The organism is Streptomyces coeruleofuscus, assembly GCF_039532725.1.
Classification (GTDB): domain Bacteria; phylum Actinomycetota; class Actinomycetes; order Streptomycetales; family Streptomycetaceae; genus Streptomyces; species Streptomyces coeruleofuscus.
This window is the reverse complement of sequence record NZ_BAAASE010000007.1, coordinates 176,389-193,802: the sequence shown is the minus strand read 5'-3', so window position 1 is coordinate 193,802 and position 17,414 is coordinate 176,389. Positions and strand designations below refer to the sequence as shown.

14 protein-coding genes and 1 tRNA gene are annotated in these 17,414 nt (G+C 69.7%); 10 read left to right on the top strand and 5 right to left on the bottom strand.

The window, feature by feature from the left end:
• Nucleotides 1–8: 8 nt before the first annotated feature.
• The 7 genes from ABFX81_RS27155 (at nucleotide 9) to ABFX81_RS27125 (ending at nucleotide 8,011) form a co-directional block, all read left to right on the top strand.
• Complete coding sequence (locus ABFX81_RS27155; RefSeq protein ID WP_086846451.1) at nucleotides 9–497, top strand: hotdog fold thioesterase; 489 nt, start codon at nucleotides 9–11, stop codon at nucleotides 495–497.
• Nucleotides 498–648: 151 nt separating this feature from the next.
• Entirely contained in the window at nucleotides 649–1,521 is an 873-nt protein-coding gene (locus tag ABFX81_RS27150) for a trypsin-like serine protease (RefSeq protein ID WP_346138800.1), read from the top strand.
• A 794-nt stretch (nucleotides 1,522–2,315) separates the two neighbouring features.
• Nucleotides 2,316–3,542, top strand: coding sequence for an ABC transporter substrate-binding protein (locus tag ABFX81_RS27145; protein WP_086855522.1), 1,227 nt, complete (start codon nucleotides 2,316–2,318; stop codon nucleotides 3,540–3,542).
• A gap of 138 nt (nucleotides 3,543–3,680) precedes the next feature.
• Nucleotides 3,681–4,610: a branched-chain amino acid ABC transporter permease gene (locus ABFX81_RS27140; protein ID WP_086855523.1), complete on the top strand. Its 930-nt coding sequence runs from the start codon at nucleotides 3,681–3,683 to the stop codon at nucleotides 4,608–4,610.
• A gap of 4 nt (nucleotides 4,611–4,614) precedes the next feature.
• Nucleotides 4,615–6,426, top strand: coding sequence for a branched-chain amino acid ABC transporter permease (locus ABFX81_RS27135; protein WP_346138798.1), 1,812 nt, complete (start codon nucleotides 4,615–4,617; stop codon nucleotides 6,424–6,426).
• A 5-nt stretch (nucleotides 6,427–6,431) separates the two neighbouring features.
• Complete coding sequence (locus tag ABFX81_RS27130) at nucleotides 6,432–7,298, top strand: ABC transporter ATP-binding protein (RefSeq protein WP_086848239.1); 867 nt, start codon at nucleotides 6,432–6,434, stop codon at nucleotides 7,296–7,298.
• On the top strand, nucleotides 7,295–8,011 hold the full coding sequence (locus ABFX81_RS27125) for an ABC transporter ATP-binding protein (protein ID WP_059414413.1): 717 nt from the start codon (nucleotides 7,295–7,297) through the stop codon (nucleotides 8,009–8,011). The genes ABFX81_RS27130 and ABFX81_RS27125 overlap by 4 nt, the downstream gene beginning before the upstream one ends.
• A 65-nt stretch (nucleotides 8,012–8,076) precedes the next feature.
• On the opposite strand, the gene ABFX81_RS27120 is transcribed toward ABFX81_RS27125, so the two are convergent.
• Entirely contained in the window at nucleotides 8,077–8,733 is a 657-nt protein-coding gene (locus tag ABFX81_RS27120; protein ID WP_086848237.1) for a response regulator, read from the bottom strand.
• A 103-nt stretch (nucleotides 8,734–8,836) separates the two neighbouring features.
• Between ABFX81_RS27120 and ABFX81_RS27115 the strand changes: the two genes are divergently transcribed.
• Together ABFX81_RS27115 and ABFX81_RS27110 are read left to right on the top strand one after the other, a co-directional pair.
• A tRNA-Leu gene (locus tag ABFX81_RS27115) sits at nucleotides 8,837–8,911 on the top strand.
• A gap of 106 nt (nucleotides 8,912–9,017) precedes the next feature.
• A complete protein-coding gene (locus ABFX81_RS27110; RefSeq protein WP_086848235.1) occupies nucleotides 9,018–9,764 on the top strand; it encodes a helix-turn-helix domain-containing protein in 747 nt (248 codons plus the stop codon).
• A 12-nt stretch (nucleotides 9,765–9,776) separates the two neighbouring features.
• Here the strand turns inward: ABFX81_RS27110 and pyk are convergent, their stop codons facing one another.
• Nucleotides 9,777–11,213, bottom strand: coding sequence for a pyruvate kinase (pyk, locus tag ABFX81_RS27105; RefSeq protein WP_086848233.1), 1,437 nt, complete (start codon nucleotides 11,211–11,213; stop codon nucleotides 9,777–9,779).
• A gap of 163 nt (nucleotides 11,214–11,376) precedes the next feature.
• Nucleotides 11,377–12,096: an SIMPL domain-containing protein gene (locus ABFX81_RS27100; RefSeq protein WP_086848231.1), complete on the bottom strand. Its 720-nt coding sequence runs from the start codon at nucleotides 12,094–12,096 to the stop codon at nucleotides 11,377–11,379.
• Between the two features lie 161 nt (nucleotides 12,097–12,257).
• Here ABFX81_RS27100 and ABFX81_RS27095 point away from each other — a divergent pair, with 161 nt between their 5' ends.
• Nucleotides 12,258–14,063, top strand: a complete 1,806-nt coding sequence (locus ABFX81_RS27095) for a 5'-nucleotidase C-terminal domain-containing protein (protein ID WP_086848229.1) — start codon at nucleotides 12,258–12,260, stop codon at nucleotides 14,061–14,063.
• 13 nt (nucleotides 14,064–14,076) lie between these two features.
• Here ABFX81_RS27095 and ABFX81_RS27090 read toward each other — a convergent pair whose 3' ends face one another.
• Together ABFX81_RS27090 and ABFX81_RS27085 are read right to left on the bottom strand one after the other, a co-directional pair.
• Entirely contained in the window at nucleotides 14,077–15,555 is a 1,479-nt protein-coding gene (locus tag ABFX81_RS27090; RefSeq protein ID WP_346138797.1) for a lysine N(6)-hydroxylase/L-ornithine N(5)-oxygenase family protein, read from the bottom strand.
• Nucleotides 15,552–16,958 (bottom strand): pyridoxal phosphate-dependent decarboxylase family protein, encoded by a 1,407-nt coding sequence (locus ABFX81_RS27085; protein WP_346138796.1) that lies wholly within the window; start codon nucleotides 16,956–16,958, stop codon nucleotides 15,552–15,554. Before ABFX81_RS27085 ends, ABFX81_RS27090 begins: the two co-directional genes overlap by 4 nt.
• Between the last annotated feature and the right edge of the window lie 456 nt (nucleotides 16,959–17,414).

Sequence of the window (17,414 nt, the reverse complement as noted above, 5' to 3'; positions counted from 1 at the left end):
CGGGCCCCATGGGCGAACAGCAGCACGTGAAGTTCCCGCAAGAGGTCATCGACGAGTACGCCGCTCTCGGCGTGGACCTCTTGACCCTGTTCTCCGCGGGCCACCTCGGGACCCGGATGGGCGTCCAGATCGTCGAGGCGTCGGCGGACCGGGTCGTCGGGACGATGCCGGTCGAGGGCAACACCCAGCCCTACGGACTGCTGCACGGCGGGGCCTCCGCGGTGCTGGCCGAGACGCTCGGCTCGGTCGGCTCGATGCTGCACGGCGGCAGCTCCAAGATCGCCGTGGGCGTCGACCTGAACTGCACCCACCACCGCGGGGCGCGCTCGGGCCTCGTCACCGGTGTGGCCACACCCGTGCACCGGGGGCGCTCGACCGCCACGTACGAAATCGTCATAACCGACGAAAACGACAAAAGGGTGTGCACGGCCCGGCTGACCTGTCTGCTGCGCGATGTGAACCCCGGCGACGAGGAGCTCATCCGCGCCGCGAGCTGACGCCCCGTCGGGCCGGCCGACGGAGCCGGCCGACGTAGGGAAAACCCTGGAGGGGCGGGCGCGCTCTTGTCGCGACCGCCCCCGGGCGCTTCACTGACGACGCCCCACCCCCCACAGGAGAAGACCCGTCCCACCCCCAGAAGGGTTTCTCTTGACCTCCGTACGCGCCCTCGCCGTCACCGCCGTGGCCGGTGCCGCCGTGCTCGCCACCGCGCTGCCGTCGTCCGCCATCAACTCCTACAACGCCACACCCGCACCCGAACGCACCGAGGTCGGCGCGCTCGTGGCCACTTGGGACGACGACGGCGACCCCGCGACCCCCGACCGGGTCGACTGGGTCTGCTCCGGCACCATGATCGACGCGGACACCTTCCTGACCGCCGCGCACTGCACCACCGACTGGCCCGACAACGTGCGGTTCCACGTCTCCCTGGACCAGGACGTGCAGTCCGGGCTCGACGCGGCGGCGAAGAAGTACCCGGGCGACCCGGCCGCGCAGGCCGCCGCCGTCGCCGTCCCGGGCACCGCCCACTCCCACCCCGACTACCCGGGGCCCGCCTCCGACACCCACGACATCGCGGTGGTCGAACTGCCCGCCGCGAAGGTCAAGGCCCGCTGGAGCTTCACCCCGGCCGCCCTGCCCACCGCGAACCAGCTCGGCAGGCTCGGCCCGCAGGGCCTGAGCACCACCGACTGGTTCGTCGCCGGCTACGGCACGCAGGAAGCGGTCAACGGCCCCGGCGGCCAGACCCACCCCGGCGGCGGTGTCCGCATGAAGGCACCCGTCACCTTCAACGCCCTCAACGAATCCTGGGCCCGTCTGGCGATGACCGCCCCGCAGGGCAACGGAGGTGCCTGCTACGGCGATTCGGGCGGCCCCAACTTCGCCGTCATCGGCGGGCGGACCGTCCTCGCCGCCACCACCATCACCGGCGACTCCCCCTGCTACGCGACCAACGTGACGTACCGACTGGACACCCCCGGCGCCCGAGCCTTCCTGGCGCCGTTCGTCAAGCTGCCGTAACCGGGCGCCGACGGCCACCCGGCCACCCGGCCACCCGGCCACCCGGCGTGATCGACTGCCCCGTCGCACCTGGCCCATCCGGAGCGGCGGGGCATCGCCGTTCTTCCAACTCGGCGGAGCGAGAGGGGAGTTACGACGCCAGTGGCACGCCGCTGCGCCAGGCCCGACCAACCGGCCTGCCGGCTGCTGCGCCTCGCTGTCACCTCGGCGACACGCAGCAGGCGTCAAGGTGTCCGCGGTGGCGATGGCGGCGGCAGTGATGCGGCAGGCGCCCTCACCCCGACGCCCGGTCCCGGCCGTGACCGGCCCGACCGGCCCGGCCGGCGCGCCCCGGAGCCTCACCGTCGGAACAGCCGTTTCCGATGGCCCGGAACTCCCCCGGGATGCCGGCCACCCCTCTCTCTGCGTAACGCTCCGTAACGCGCGCGCAATACAGCAGCACAGTTCCGTCTTCTGGCGTGCCCGCGCCCGGGGCCTTTCCGGACTCGTTCACGCCGCACGCGCCCCGGCCACCGCATGATCTCGGCCAAGGCCAACCGGAAGTGCGCGTTCTCAGAATGCGGACTTCGGAGAAAACCTCCCAAACCCACCGAGACTGCCCACCACCGAAGCCGGGCATCCACCGCGTCATAACAAGAAAGTCACAAGCCAGCCCACGCCGCTGACCCTGCCTCCACACGGGCTTAGAGTCACGGCCAGTCACCGCTCCATCGGGAGTTCGGTACCAGCGCGGCACTCACCCCCCGATCAGGGCGGGCCTGCCTGTGAAAGGACTGATCGTGCGACAGCGTTCCTTGGTGATTCTTACCTCCGTTCTTACGACCGGAGCTCTGACTCTCACCGCCTGCGGCTCCCGAGACGACAGCGGTAAGAGCGGAGACAGCGGCGACGGCACCACGCTGACCATCGGCGTGGACGCGCCCCTGTCCGGTGAGAACTCCACCACCGGCCTCGGCATTCAGTACGGCGCTCAGATCGCCGTCGACGACGCCAACAAGAACAACTGGGTCCCGGGCGTGAAATTCAAGCTCAGGGCCCTGGACGACAAGGCGCAGCCCGCCACCGGCCAGTCCAACGCCACCAGCCTCACCGGCGACAAGACCGTCGTCGGCGCCGTCGGCCCGCTGAACTCCGGCGTCGCCCAGACGATGCAGCAGGTCTTCGCCTCGGCCAACATGGTCCAGATCTCCCCCGCGAACACCGCCCCCGAGCTGACCCAGGGCAAGAACTGGCAGACGGACAAGAAGCGCCCGTTCAAGACGTACTTCCGCACCGCCACCACCGACGAGCTGCAGGGCAGCTTCGCGGCCGGCTACGCGTACAACGGCCTCAAGAAGAAGAAGGCCTTCGTCGTCGACGACAAGCAGACCTACGGCGCCGGTCTCGCGAAGATCTTCAACGAGCAGTTCAAGAAGCTCGGCGGAAAGGTCGTGGCCACCGACCACGTCAACACCGGCGACAAGGACTTCGGCTCCCTCGTCACGAAGATCAAGAACTCCGGTGCCGACCTGCTGTACTACGGCGGCCAGTACGACGAGTCCGCGCTGATCACCAAGCAGCTCAAGGACGCCGGCGTCAAGATCCCGCTGTTCGGCGGCGACGGCATGTTCGCCTCCACCTACATCGAGGCCGCCGGCAAGCCCGCCGAGGGTGACCTCGTCACCGCGATCGGTGTCCCCGCCGACACCCTGCCCGCGGCCAAGCAGTTCATCCAGACGTACAAGGACAAGGGTTACAAGGGCGACTACGGCGCCTACGGCGCCTACGCCTACGACGCCACCACGGCCATCATCAAGGCCGTCAAGGCCGCGGCCGACGCCAACGGCGGCAAGGTTCCCAGCGACATCAACGACCTGCGCTCCAAGGTCGTCGACGGCGTCCAGAAGTCCGACTTCGAAGGCCTCACCGGCAAGGTCTCCTTCGACCAGTACGGCGACACCACCAACAAGCAGCTGACGGTGTACCAGGTCGAGAAGGGTGCCTGGAAGGCCGTGGAGACCGGCACGGCCGACCTCCAGTAGTTCCGGCCCCCCAGTACGCAGCACCACGGGCCGCGCGGGAGGACGACCCCGACCGCGCGGCCCGTTTTCACACCCCCACAGCACGCGACCACGCACGCATCCAGTGCACACGACCACCAGCGACATGGAGGCCATGCGGTGAACACCCTGCCGCAGCAGCTGGCCAACGGGCTGCTTCTCGGCTCGATGTACGGGCTGATAGCCATCGGTTACACGATGGTGTACGGCATCGTCCAGCTCATCAACTTCGCGCACGGCGAGATCTTCATGACCGGAGCGTTCGGCGCCCTCACGGTCTACTTCTACATCCTCCCCGACGGCACCTCGATGGCCCTCGCCGTACCCCTGATGCTCATCGGCGGCGCCCTCGTGGCCATCCTCATCGCCGTCGGAGCGGAACGGTTCGCCTACCGGCCACTGCGCGGAGCACCACGACTGGCACCGCTCATCACAGCCATCGGCCTCTCCCTGGCACTCCAGGAGGTCGTGCGCAACTTCTACCCCGGCGCCGACCGCGCCCGCGCCTTCCCCGGCCTCGACGCCACCCACGACATCGGCTCCATCACCATCAAGGACGCCGACATCTTCCTCATCCTCGCCGCCGTCATCTGCATGGCCGCCCTCGCCTTCTTCGTGCGCCGCAGCCGCACCGGCCGCGCCATGCAGGCCACCGCGCAGGACCCCGACACCGCGCAGCTGATGGGCATCGACACCAACCGCATCATCGTCATCGCCTTCGCCATCGGCGGCTTCTTCGCCGCCGTCGCGGCCGTCGCCTACGGACTCAAGTACGGCAACGTCGACTACCGCATGGGCTTCCTCATGGGCCTCAAGGCGTTCACCGCGGCCGTCCTCGGCGGCATCGGCAACATCTACGGCGCCATGCTCGGCGGCGTCGTCCTCGGCATCGCCGAGACCCTCGCCTCCGCCTACATCGACGAGATCCCCGGCATGCAGCAGCTCGGCGGCCAGAGCTGGGCCAACGTGTGGGCCTTCTGCCTCCTCATCCTCGTGCTCCTCTTCAGGCCACAGGGCCTGCTCGGCGAGCGCGTCGCGGACAGGGCGTGATCACATGACCGAGACGACCAAGACCCCCGCCCCGGACGCCATGCCCACCCCGCCCGCACTCCGCGGCCTCATACCGCTGCCCGCGGCGGCCGCCCGCGCCCTCCTGCTCGCCGGCGGCATCGCCACCGCGGCCTCCGCGTTCCTCGCCTGGACCTGGACCGACGAGTTCCCCGGCGACCTCACCATCAACGGCTACCCCGGCGGCCTTCAGTGGCTCACCTTCACCGCCGGAGTCCTCACCGCACTGTTCGCGCTCGCCTCCTACGGCGTCCGCGGCCTCGGCTGGCTGCTGCCCGCCCGCAACAACGCACCCCTCGCGCTCACCGCACTCGGCGGCTTCACCGTCACCTGGTTCACGGTCATCGCCATCAGCGTCGAACTCGGCGGTGTCGTCAACCTCGAACCCGGAGGCTGGATCGCGGCCATCGCCTCCCTCCTGCCCGTCCTCGGTGCCTTCGCGCTCCCGCAGGAGCGGACCGGCGGCGACGGCACCAAGGAAGCCCTCAAGGCCTACATCGCCAAGCCCGACCGCATCCCCGCACCCCAGGCCACCAGCGGCTGGGTCCAGCGGGCCGTGATCACCGCCGTCACCGTCATCGGCCTCGGCGTCTTCACCTACGGCATCGACACCGAGTACGGCCAACTCTTCGTCGGCTACCTCTTCGTCGTCACCTTCGCCATGTGGGCGATCCACACCGCCGGCCTGCTCGACCGCTTCTCCGCACTGGTCGCCGCCAACCGCAGCTTCACGCTCGCCATGGGCTTCGCCGCGGCCATCGCCTTCCCCTTCACCCAGACCGACGACCACTACGCCAACATCGGCGTCAACATCCTGATCTTCGGGACGGTCGCCCTCGGCCTCAACATCGTCGTCGGCCTCGCCGGACTCCTCGACCTCGGATACGTCGCCTTCCTCGGCGTCGGCGCCTACACCGCCGCCCTCGTCTCCGGCTCCGAGTTCTCCACCATCTCCGGCGTCCACCTGCCCTTCTGGGCCTCCGCCCTGGCCGGCGCCGCCGCCTCCCTCGTCTTCGGCGTCCTCATCGGCGCCCCGACCCTGCGGCTGCGCGGCGACTACCTCGCCATCGTCACCCTCGGCTTCGGCGAGATCTTCCGCATCGCCGTCAACAACATGGACGGCGACTCCGGCCCCGACGTCACCAACGGGCCCAACGGCATCTCCAACATCCCCGACCTGAACCTCCTCGGCTTCAACTTCGGCCAGGCCCACGACATCGGCGGATTCACCCTCGGCCGGTTCGCCAACTACTACCTGCTGATGGTCCTCATCATGGCCATCGTCGTCCTCGTCTACACCCGCGCCGCCGACTCCCGCATCGGCCGCTCCTGGATCGCCATCCGCGAGGACGAGACCGCCGCGACCGCCATGGGCATCAACGGCTTCCGCGTCAAGCTCGTCGCCTTCGCCCTCGGCGCCGCCCTCGCCGGCCTCGCCGGCACCGTCAGCGCCCACGTCACCTACAGCGTGGTCCCCACGCCGTACCAGTTCGCCGGCTCCACCCCGCCCAACTCCGCGTTCCTCCTGGCCGCGGTCGTCCTCGGCGGCATGGGCACGGTCGCCGGACCGCTCCTCGGCGCGGCCCTGCTCTACCTGCTCCCCGAGAAGCTCGTCTTCCTCCAGGACAAGTCGCTCCTCGCCTTCGGCATCGCGCTCATCCTGCTGATGCGCTTCCGCCCCGAAGGCATCATCGCCAACCGCCGGCGCCAGCTCGAATTCCACGAGACCGGCCAACTCGACGTACCCAAACAAACCACGCTGACCGACGAACCGGCCGTCACCAAGGCGGGGGCGTAACCATCATGACGACACCTGTACTCGAAGCCCGCGGCGTCACGATGCGCTTCGGCGGCCTCACCGCCGTCCGCTCCGTCGACTTCACGGTCAACGCCGGCGAGATCGTCGGCCTCATCGGCCCCAACGGCGCCGGCAAGACCACCTTCTTCAACTGCCTGACCGGCCTGTACGTCCCCACCGAGGGCACCGTCTCCTACAAGGGCACCGTGCTCCCGCCCAAGCCCCACCTGGTCACCCAGGCCGGCATCGCCCGGACCTTCCAGAACATCCGCCTGTTCGCCAACATGACGGTCCTGGAGAACGTCCTCGTCGGCCGCCACACCCGGACCAAGGAAGGCCTCTGGTCCGCCCTCCTGCGCGGCCCCGGCTTCAAGAAGGCCGAACGCGCCAGCGAGGAACGCGCCATGGAACTCCTCGAGTTCATCGGCCTCGCCCACAAGCGCGACCACCTCGCCCGCAACCTCCCCTACGGCGAACAGCGCAAGCTCGAGATCGCACGCGCCATGGCCTCCGAGCCCGGCCTGCTGCTCCTCGACGAGCCCACCGCCGGCATGAACCCCCAGGAGACGCGGGCCACCGAGGAACTCGTCTTCGCCATCCGCGACAAGGGCATCGCCGTCCTCCTCATCGAGCACGACATGCGCTTCGTCTTCAACCTCTCCGACCGCGTCGCCGTCCTCGTCCAGGGCGAGAAGCTCGTCGAAGGCACCTCCGACGTCGTCCAGGCCGACGAGCGCGTCATCGCCGCGTACCTCGGCGAGCCGTTCGAAGGCGACCCCGGCGAGGCCGAAGCCGCCGAGGTCGAGGCCGCCGAAGCCGCCGCGGAAGCGTCGCCCAGCACCACCAGCAGCACCAAGGGAGAAGCCAAGTGACCGCACTCCTCGAGGTCGAGGACCTCCGGGTCTCCTACGGCAAGATCGAAGCCGTCAAAGGCATCTCCTTCAGCGTCGAGGCCGGCCAGGTCGTCACCCTCATCGGCACCAACGGCGCCGGCAAGACGACCACGCTGCGCACGCTGTCGGGTCTGCTGAAGCCGACGTCCGGGAAGATCCTCTTCGACGGCAAGCCCCTCAACGGGGTCCCCGCCCACAAGATCGTCGCCCTCGGCCTCGCCCACTCCCCCGAAGGCCGGCACATCTTCCCCCGCCTCACCATCGCGGAGAACCTCCAGCTCGGCGCGTTCCTCCGCAAAGACAAGGAAGGCATCGAGAAGGACATCCAGCGGGCCTACGACCTCTTCCCCATCCTCGGGGAACGCAGGAAGCAGGCCGCCGGAACCCTCTCCGGCGGCGAACAGCAGATGCTCGCCATGGGCCGCGCCCTGATGTCCCAGCCCAAGCTCCTCATGCTCGACGAGCCCTCCATGGGCCTCTCCCCGATCATGATGCAGAAGATCATGGCGACGATCTCGGAGCTGAAGTCCCAGGGCACGACCATCCTGCTCGTCGAGCAGAACGCCCAGGCGGCGCTCTCGCTCGCCGACCAGGGCCACGTCATGGAGGTCGGCAACGTCGTCCTCTCCGGGACGGGGCAGGACCTGCTGCACGACGAGTCGGTACGCAAGGCGTACCTCGGCGAGGACTGAGGTCCGGCCCGCACACGAAGAGGCCCGCCCCTGTCGAAAGGGGCGGGCCTCTTGTTCTGCTGTTCTCAGCCCTTGTCGGCCTTCTTCTCCTCGGCGTCCTGGATGACGGCCTCCGCGACCTGCTGCATCGACATCCGCCGGTCCATCGACGTCTTCTGGATCCACCGGAACGCGGCGGGCTCGGTCAGCCCGTACTCCGTCTGGAGGATGGACTTCGCCCGGTCCACCAGCTTCCGCGTCTCCAGCCGCAGCGTGAGGTCCGCGACCTCCTTCTCCAGCTCCTTCAGCTCCGTGAACCGCGAGACGGCCATCTCGATCGCCGGCACGACGTCGGCCTTGCTGAACGGCTTCACCAGGTACGCCATCGCACCGGCGTCCCGGGCCCGCTCCACGAGGTCGCGCTGCGAGAAGGCGGTCAGCATCAGCACCGGCGCGATGCTCTCCTCAGCGATCTTCTCGGCCGCGGAGATGCCGTCCAGCTTCGGCATCTTCACGTCCAGGATCACCAGGTCGGGCCGGTGCTCACGGGCCAGCTCCACGGCCTGCTCCCCGTCCCCGGCCTCACCGACGACGGTGTACCCCTCCTCCTCCAGCATCTCTTTGAGATCGAGCCGGATCAGGGCCTCGTCCTCGGCGATGACGACCCGGGTCGTCATCGGAGGCACGTGCGAGTTGTCCTCATCAGGCACGTCAACAGGCTGGGGCGACTCGGGGGCGCTCACGTGGGCTCCTTGGTACGGGGCAGGCCGGTACTGCTCCCAAGAGCGTACCTAGCTGCGGTATGGTGGTCAGGCAGTGGGTCGAGGTCAACCTTGGATTCACCGGGCCCCGGTAGCCCAATTGGCAGCAGGCAATGGATTCAAAACCCATACAGTGTCGGTTCGAGTCCGACCCGGGGCACTTTTCCTTGGTTTCCAAGGTCACCGTTCATAAGTGGGTGTCCACGTTCTCGTGAACATCCACTTTTTGCTGTGTGTCGTCGGGTTGGCCCTTCCACAGTGGATCCGTGTACGACATCAGCACACGCAGACGAGCCCTCGCACTGGTGGCCCAGGGCCGTAGCCTGAACTCGGTGAGCCGTGAGACAGGCATCTCGCGGGCCGCGATCCGCTCCTGGAGGGACCGCCTCGAGCCGCTGCCCCGATCGGCGCCTCCAGACCCCGGCCCCCCTGCCGACCAATGCGCGTACGCCTACGTACTTGGCCTCTATCTCGGCGATGGTTGCATCAGCGGCCACCCTCGAGGCAACGGCTACTACCTGCGGATCGCCTGCGCGAACTCATGGCCTGGCCTGATCGACGCCTGCGAACTCGCCGTGCGAGCCATCAACCCAACCGGGTGTGCCTATCGCACCCAGGCCCAAGGTTACGTATCAGTGGTCAGTTACAGCCAGCACTGGCCGCGCCTCTTCCCCCAGCACGGCCCCGGCAAGAAGCACGAACGTCGGATCGCCCTCGAACCCTGGCAGCAAGAAAGCGTCGATGCCCACCCCTGGGAATTCATCCGTGGCCTCATCCACTCCGACGGCTGCCGGATCACCAACTGGACGACCCGTCTCGTGGGCGGTGAGCGGAAGCGCTACGAATATCCCCGGTACTTCTTCACCAACCTATCGGCCGACATCATCCGGCTTTTTACCACCGCCCTCGACCAGGTCGGCGTCGAGTGGAAGCAGGCGAACACACGTAACATCTCGATCGCCCGCAAAGCCTCCGTAGCCCTCATGGACGCCCACGTAGGACCCAAGTACTGACGACGCGACGCCCTACTTCGGGCTGTCGTCCTCGCCGATGTGGTGGACGCGGACCATGTTCGTCGAGCCGGAGACGCCGGGGGGCGAGCCCGCCGTGATGACGACCGTGTCGCCCTTCTGGCAGCGTCCGTAGCGGAGCAGCAGTTCGTCGACCTGGTCGACCATCGCGTCCGTCGACCCGACCTGCGGGCCGAGGAATGTCTCCACGCCCCAGGTGAGGCTGAGCTGGGAGCGCGTCGCCTGGTCGGGGGTGAAGGCGAGGAGGGGGATCGGGGAGCGGTAGCGGGAGAGGCGGCGGGCTGTGTCGCCGGACTGGGTGAAGGCGACCAGGAAGCGGGCGCCGAGGAAGTCGCCCATTTCCGCTGCCGCTCGGGCTACCGCGCCGCCTTGGGTGCGGGGTTTGTTGCGTTCCGTGAGGGGCGGGAGGCCCTTGGCCAGGATGTCTTCCTCGGCGGCTTCGACGATGCGCGCCATTGTGCGGACCGTTTCGATCGCGTGTTTGCCGACGCTGGTCTCGCCGGAGAGCATCACCGCGTCCGTGCCGTCGATGACCGCGTTGGCGACGTCGGAGGCCTCCGCGCGGGTCGGGCGGGCGTTGTCGATCATCGAGTCGAGCATCTGTGTGGCGACGATGACCGGTTTGGCGTTGCGTTTCGCCAGTTTGATGGCGCGTTTCTGGACGATAGGGACTTGTTCCAGTGGCATTTCGACGCCGAGGTCTCCGCGGGCGACCATGATGCCGTCGAATGCGGCGACGATGTCGTCGATGTTCTCCACGGCCTGGGGTTTTTCGACTTTGGCGATGACGGGGAGCCGGCGGCCTTCCTCGTCCATGATGCGGTGGACGTCCTGGATGTCGCGGCCGGTGCGGACGAAGGAGAGGGCGATGACGTCGGCGCCGGTGCGCAGGGCCCAGCGGAGGTCGTCCTCGTCCTTCTTGGAGAGGGCGGGGACGGAGACGGCGACGCCGGGGAGGTTGAGGCCCTTGTGGTCGGAGATGACGCCGCCCTCGACGACCGTGGTGTGGACGCGGGGGCCGTCGACGTCGGTGACCTCGAGGCAGACCTTGCCGTCGTCGACGAGGATGCGTTCGCCGGTGGTGACGTCGTCGGCGAGGCCGGCGTAGGTGGTGCCGCAGGTGTTGCGGTCGCCTTCGACGCCTTCTTCGGCGGTGATGGTGAAGGTGTCGCCGCGTTCAAGGAGTACGGGGCCTTCGGTGAAGCGGCCGAGTCGGATTTTCGGGCCTTGAAGGTCGGCGAGGATTCCGACGCTGCGGCCGGTTTCGTCTGCGGCCTTGCGTACCCGTTGGTAGCGCTCCTCGTGTTCGGCGTGGCTGCCGTGGCTGAGGTTGAATCGGGCTACGTCCATTCCGGCGTCGACCAGGGCTTTGATCTGGTCGTACGAGTCGGTGGCGGGTCCTAGGGTGCAGACGATCTTTGCTCGGCGCATGGTCTGAGCCTATGAGTTACCGGCTGGTAGAGAATTGGTCGCGCATGACTACTCAACAGACTTTGAGTGAAGCGTTATTGACAAGTGTTGAATTGTGCGGCGGGGTGCTCCGATGAGCGCATGAGCACCCCGTGGAATTCGGTCGGGCTTTCGGAATGGCCGGTCAGAGCCGCGGCGGCACCATGGTGAAACGGGCGTTGATCTGGGCGTGGACCCGCTGGCGCTGGGGTTCGAGGTCGAGGGGTGGTGCCGGGGCGTTCTCGGCGGCGGCGCCGAAGGCGGCGGAGCGCGCGCGGCCGGGGGCCTGAGGGTAGGCCGGCGTGGCGTTCTCGGCGCCGATGTCGGCGAGTTCGACCAGGGCGGAGAGGGTGGTTCCAAGTGCCTCGGCGTACTCGCGGGCGCGCTGGACGGCTTCCCGTACGGCCTTCTTGCGGGCTTCGCGGTGGGCGGGCGAGTCGGGGCGCAGGGCCCACCAGGGGCCGTCGACGCGGGTGAGTTCGAGGTCGGCGAGGCGGGTGGTGAGTTCGCCGAGGGCGGTGAAGTCGGTGAGTTCGGCGGTGACGTGGACGGTGCCGTGGTAGGTGCGGACGCGTTCGCCGCGGCCGTGTTTGGTGAGTTCGGGGGTGATGGAGAAGGCGCCGGTCTCCAGGCGTTCGACGGCGTCGCCGTAGGCCTTGACGAGGTCGAGGACTCCGGCGTTGCGGTGGGTGAGGTCGTCGAGGGCGGAGCGGCGGTCGCGGCCGCGGGCGGCGACGGTGATGCCTATGCGGGCGATCTCGGGGTCGACTTCGAGGCGGGCCTCGCCGCGGACGGCGATGCGGGGGGCGTCGGGTGTGCCGTAGGGAACGGCGGGTGTGGGGGCGTCTGACGTGGGCGCGGTCATACGCCCCACTCTGTCATGTCTTGGCTGGCCACAGGCGTGGAACGGGCGGGTCGAGTCATCAGATCGCAACCTGGCGGGACTGTTGCTGCCGGTCATGTCCGGGTCAGAATCTACGCGCGTTATCTACGCGCGTCGTTCACAGATTCCGCGAGGAGCCAGACATGCCGTTGAACCGCCGGAAGTTCCTGGAGAAGTCCGCCGTGACCGGGGCGGGGGTGGCGCTGGCCGGTGCGGTCGGGGCGCCGGGTGCGCAGGCGGCCGAGGCGCGCGAGGACAAGCGGGGCGCGAAGCGGTACGCCTTCACCGTGCTGGGGACGACGGACCTGCACGGCAACGTCTTCAACTGGGACTACTTCACGGACAAGGAGTTCGACGACAAGGACCACAACGACATCGGTCTCGCCAAGGTCTCGACCCTGGTGAACCGCGTCCGTGAGGAGAAGGGCCGCCGCAACACGCTGCTGATCGACGCGGGCGACACCATCCAGGGCACCCAGTTGTCGTACTACTACGCGAAGGTCGACCCGATCACGGCCGAGGGCGGCCCGGTGCACCCGATGGCGCAGGCCATGAACGCCATGGGCTACGACGCGGCGGCGCTCGGCAACCACGAGTTCAACTACGGCATTCCGGTGCTGCGGAAGTTCGAGCAGCAGTGCCGTTTCCCGCTGCTGGGCGCGAACGCGCTGGACGCGAAGACGCTGCGGCCGGCGTTCGCGCCGTACAGCATGCACCGGCTGCGCACGCCGTGCGGGCGGGATGTGAAGGTGGCGGTGCTGGGTCTGACCAACCCGGGCATCGCGATCTGGGACAAGGCGAACGTGCAGGGGAAGATGACGTTCCCGGGTCTGGAGGAGCAGGCGGCGAAGTGGGTGCCGAAGCTGCGGTCGATGGGCGCGGACGTCGTCATCGTGTCGGCGCACAGCGGTTCGTCGGGGACGTCGTCCTACGGTGACCAGTTGCCGTACATCGAGAACGCGGCCGGGCTGGTGGCCGAGCAGGTGCCGGGCATCGACGCGATCCTGGTCGGGCACGCGCACACGGAGATCCCCGAGTACTTCGTCACCAACAAGGAGACCGGCAAGCGGGTCGTGCTGTCGGAGCCGCTGAAGTGGGGTCAGCGGCTGACGCTCTTCGACTTCGAGCTGGTGTGGGACAAGGGCCGCTGGACGGTCGAGAAGGTGGGCGCGCAGGTCCTGAACTCCAACACGGTGGAGGAGGACCCGAAGATCGTGCGGCTGCTGTCGGACGAGCACGAGAAGGTCGTGGCGTACGTCAACCAGGTCATCGGCACGAACGCGGCGGAGATGACGTCGTCCGAGGCGCCGTACAAGGACGTGCCGATCATCGATCTGATCAACCACATCCAGGCGGACACGGTGAAGCAGGCCCTGGCGGGCACGGAGCACGCCGCGCTGCCGGTGCTGTCGCAGGCGGCGTGCTTCTCGCGGTCCGCCCGGATCCCGGCGGGCGAGGTGACGATCCGGGACGTGGCGGGTCTGTACGTCTTCGAGAACACGCTGGAGGCGCGTCTGATGACGGGTGCGCAGATGAAGGCGTACCTGGAGTTCTCGGCGAACTACTTCGTGCAGACGGCGCCGGGTACTGCGGTGGATCCGGCGAAGCTGACGAACGCGAACGGCACGCCGGACTACAACTACGACGTGGTGAGCGGTCTTTCGTACGAGATCGACATCGCGAAGCCGGCCGGTTCGCGGGTGACGAACGTGCGGTTCGAGGGGCAGCCGCTCGCGGACGACGCGAAGTTCGTGTTCGCGGTGAACAATTACCGGGCCAACGGCGGCGGCAACTTCCCGCATGTGGCCGCCGCCCCGTTGCTGTGGTCGAACTCGGACGAGATCCGCAACACCATGATCGCCTGGGTGAAGGCGAAGGGGGCCATCGATCCGGCCGGGTTCGCGGCGGTGGACTGGAAGCTGACGCGGAACGGCACGCCCGTCTTCTGAGCCGGATGCTTCGTCACCTTCGGTCGTCGACGAGCGGGGTCAGTGCCGGTGCCTCACGGGGCGGCGGGACCTGCTGCCGCTGGGTGAGGCCGAAGGTGGTGAAGGCGGTACGGCGCGGGAGCGCGTACGCCTCCCTGCCCGTCAGGGAGTTGAGGATGATCGCGCTGCGCCAGGCGGCGAGGCCGAGGTCCGGGGCGCCGACGCCGTGTGTGTGGGTCTCGGCGTTCTGGACGTACACCGTGCCGGTGACGGACGGGTCGAGGACGAGGCGGTAGTCCTCGTCGATGCGCGGGCGGTCCTGGCTGTCGCGGCGCATGTAGGGGTCGAGGCCGGCGAGGATGCGGTCGAGGGGGCGTTCTCGGTAGCCGGTGGCGAGGACGACGGCGTCGGTGGTGAGGCGGGAGCGGCTGTCCTGCCGGCCGTGTTCCAGGTGCAGTTCCACCTTGGTCGTCGCGACGCGTCCGGCCGTGCGGACGCGGACGCCGGGGGTGAGGACGGCGTCGGGCCAGCCGCCGTGCAGGGTGCGGCGGTACAGCTCGTCGTGGATGGCGGTGATGGTGGCGGTGTCGATGCCCTGGTGCAGCTGCCACTGTCCGGCGAGGAGCCGGTCGCGGGCGGGCTCGGGCAGTGCGTGGAAGTAGCGGGTGTGGTCGGGGGTGAAGTGCTCCAGGCCGAGCTTGGAGTACTCCATGGGCGCGAAGGCCTCGGTGCGGCCCAGCCAGTGGAGCTTCTCGCGCCCGGCTGGCCTGCCCCGCAGCAGGTCGAGGAAGATCTCGGCGCCGGACTGTCCGATGCCCACGACCGTGACGTGCTCGGCGGCGAGCAGGGCGTCGCGGTGGTCGAGGTAGTCGGCGGCGTGCACGACGGGGACGCCGGGGGCCTCGACGAGGGGTTTGAGGGGGTCGGGGACGTAGGGCTCGGTGCCGATGCCGAGGACGACGTTCCGCGTGTACGTGCGGCCGAGGGCCTCCGCTTCTCCGTCGGCGTCGAGCTGGGTGAAGTCGACCTCGAAGAGGTCGCGTTCGGCGTTCCAGCGGACGGCGTCGACCTGGTGGCCGAAGTGGAGGCCGGGGAGGCTCTCGCCGACCCAGCGGCAGTAGGCGTCGTACTCGGCGCGCTGGATGTGGAGGCGCTCGGCGAAGTAGAAGGGGAAGAGCCGCTCGCGGGACCTGAGGTAGTTGAGGAAGGTCCAGGGGCTGGTGGGGTCGGCGAGGCTCACCAGGTCGGCGAGGAACGGCACCTGGATGGTCGCGCCCTCGATGAGCAGGCCGGAGTGCCAGCCGAAGGCGGGGCGCTGCTCGTAGAAGGCGGTGTCGAGTTCGCCGAGGGGCTGGGCGAGCGCGGCGAGGGACAGGTTGAACGGGCCGATGCCGATGCCGACCAGGTCGCGGGGTGCGTCGGGCTCGTGGTGGGGGTGCGGGTAGGGGTGCTGGGGCCAGGTGGCCCGGGCGGGGTTCGGTTCGTGCGGCTGGGGGCTCGGCGCGGGATTCATCGGGGGGTGTGTCCTTCCACGAGTGTCGCTTGCCGCGCTGTGACGAGGTGGAGCAGCGCGGCCAGGTCGTCGGGCCCGGTGGCGGGGTTGAGGAGGGTGGCCTTGAGCCAGAGCCGGCCGTCGAGGCGGGCCCGGCCGAGGACGGCGCGGCCGTCGGTGAGGAGCGCGCGGCGTACGGCGGCCACGGTGGCGTCGCCGGCGCCCGCGGGCCGGAACAGGACGGTGCTGATGACGGGCCGGGCGTGGAGTTCGAAGCCGGGGTGCTCCTCGACGAGGGCGGCGAAGTCCCGGGCGCGGGCGCAGACTCGGTCGACCAGCGTGCCGAGGCCGTCGCGGCCGAGGGTCTTGAGGGTGACGGCGAGTTTGAGGACGTCGGGGCGGCGGGTGGTGCGCAGGGACCGGCCGAGCAGGTCCGGCAGGCCGGCCTCGGTGTCGTCGGCGGCGTTGAGGTAGTCGGCGCGGTGCCGCAGGGCGGTGAGGTCGCGGGGGTCCTTGACGGCCAGGAGGCCCGCGGCGACCGGCTGCCAGCCGAGTTTGTGCAGGTCGAGGGTGACGGTGTCGGCGGTGTCGAGCCCGGCGAGCCGGGGGCGGTGGCGGTCGCTGAAGAGGAGGCCTCCGCCGTAGGCGGCGTCGATGTGCAGCCGGGCGCGGTGGGTCGCGCAGCGGGCGGCGATGTCGGGCAGGGGGTCGATGAGTCCGGCGTCGGTGGTGCCTGCGGTGGCGGCTACGAGCAGCGGGCCGGGCAGTCGGGAGAGGGCTTCGTCGAGCGCGGCGGGGTGGAGCGTGCCGGCCGGGGCGGGTACGACGACGGGTTCGGGCAGTCCGAGCAGCCAGGCGGCCCGGGCCAGCGAGTGGTGGGCGTTCGCCCCGCACACCAGCCGCACGGACCCGCCGTACGCCTCCCGCGCGAGGAGGAGGGCGAGCTGGTTGGACTCGGTGCCGCCGGTGGTGATCAGGGAGTCGGGTCCGGTGCCCGCGTCTCCCCCGGCCCCGTAGACCTCGGCGGCCAGCGCTGCCGCGACCAGCGCCTCCAGTTCCGACGCCGCCGGGGCCTGGTCCCAGGAGTCCAGGGACGGGTTGAGGGCGGAGGCCGCGAGGTCGGCGGCTGCGGCGAGGGCGAGGGGCGGGCAGTGGAGGTGTGCGGCGCACAGGGGGTGTGCCGGGTCGGCGGCGCCCTCGGCGAACGCGCGGACCAGGGTGCGCAGGGCGTGCGGGTCGCCCTGGTCGGGCAGGGCTTCCCCCACCGCCTCCCGCAGCCGCGCCGCGACGGCGTCCGGGCCGCCCGCCGGCAGCGGCCCGCCTCGGGCCCGGGCGCCGTCGTCCAGAGCTCGGAGCACCGTGTCGAGCAACGGCCGCAGGGCGTGGGGGCCTTCGGGGCCTGAGGCGAGGGGCGGCGTGCGCATGGGCTGTCCTCCGGGGCGCGGGGCGGGCGCGCCCGAATAGCCCAACGACCGGATGCGGGAGGAGGTACTTCCGTACGGGGAAACACGTCGCAACGGCCCGGCCCGGGGCTCGGCCCCTGAAGTCGTCCACATGGCCTCCGCCGCGCCGGGCTCGGCCCGCGAAGCCGCCCGCGTGGTTCCCCTCGGCAGCGACGACCGCGGCCCGCAGCCGCCCCGGCGACCAGTACCGGCTTCGGATGCCGCATCCCGGCCTTCGCCCGCGCCCGGGGCTCAGCCCACGAGACCGCCCGCACGGCTCCCACCCGCACCCGGCGCCCGACCCACGAAACCGCCCGCACGGCTCCCACCCGCACCCGGCGCCCGACCCACGAAACCGCCCGCACGGCTCCCACCCGCACCCGGCGCCCGACCCACGAAACCGCCCGCACGGCTCCCACCCGCACCCGGCGCCCGACC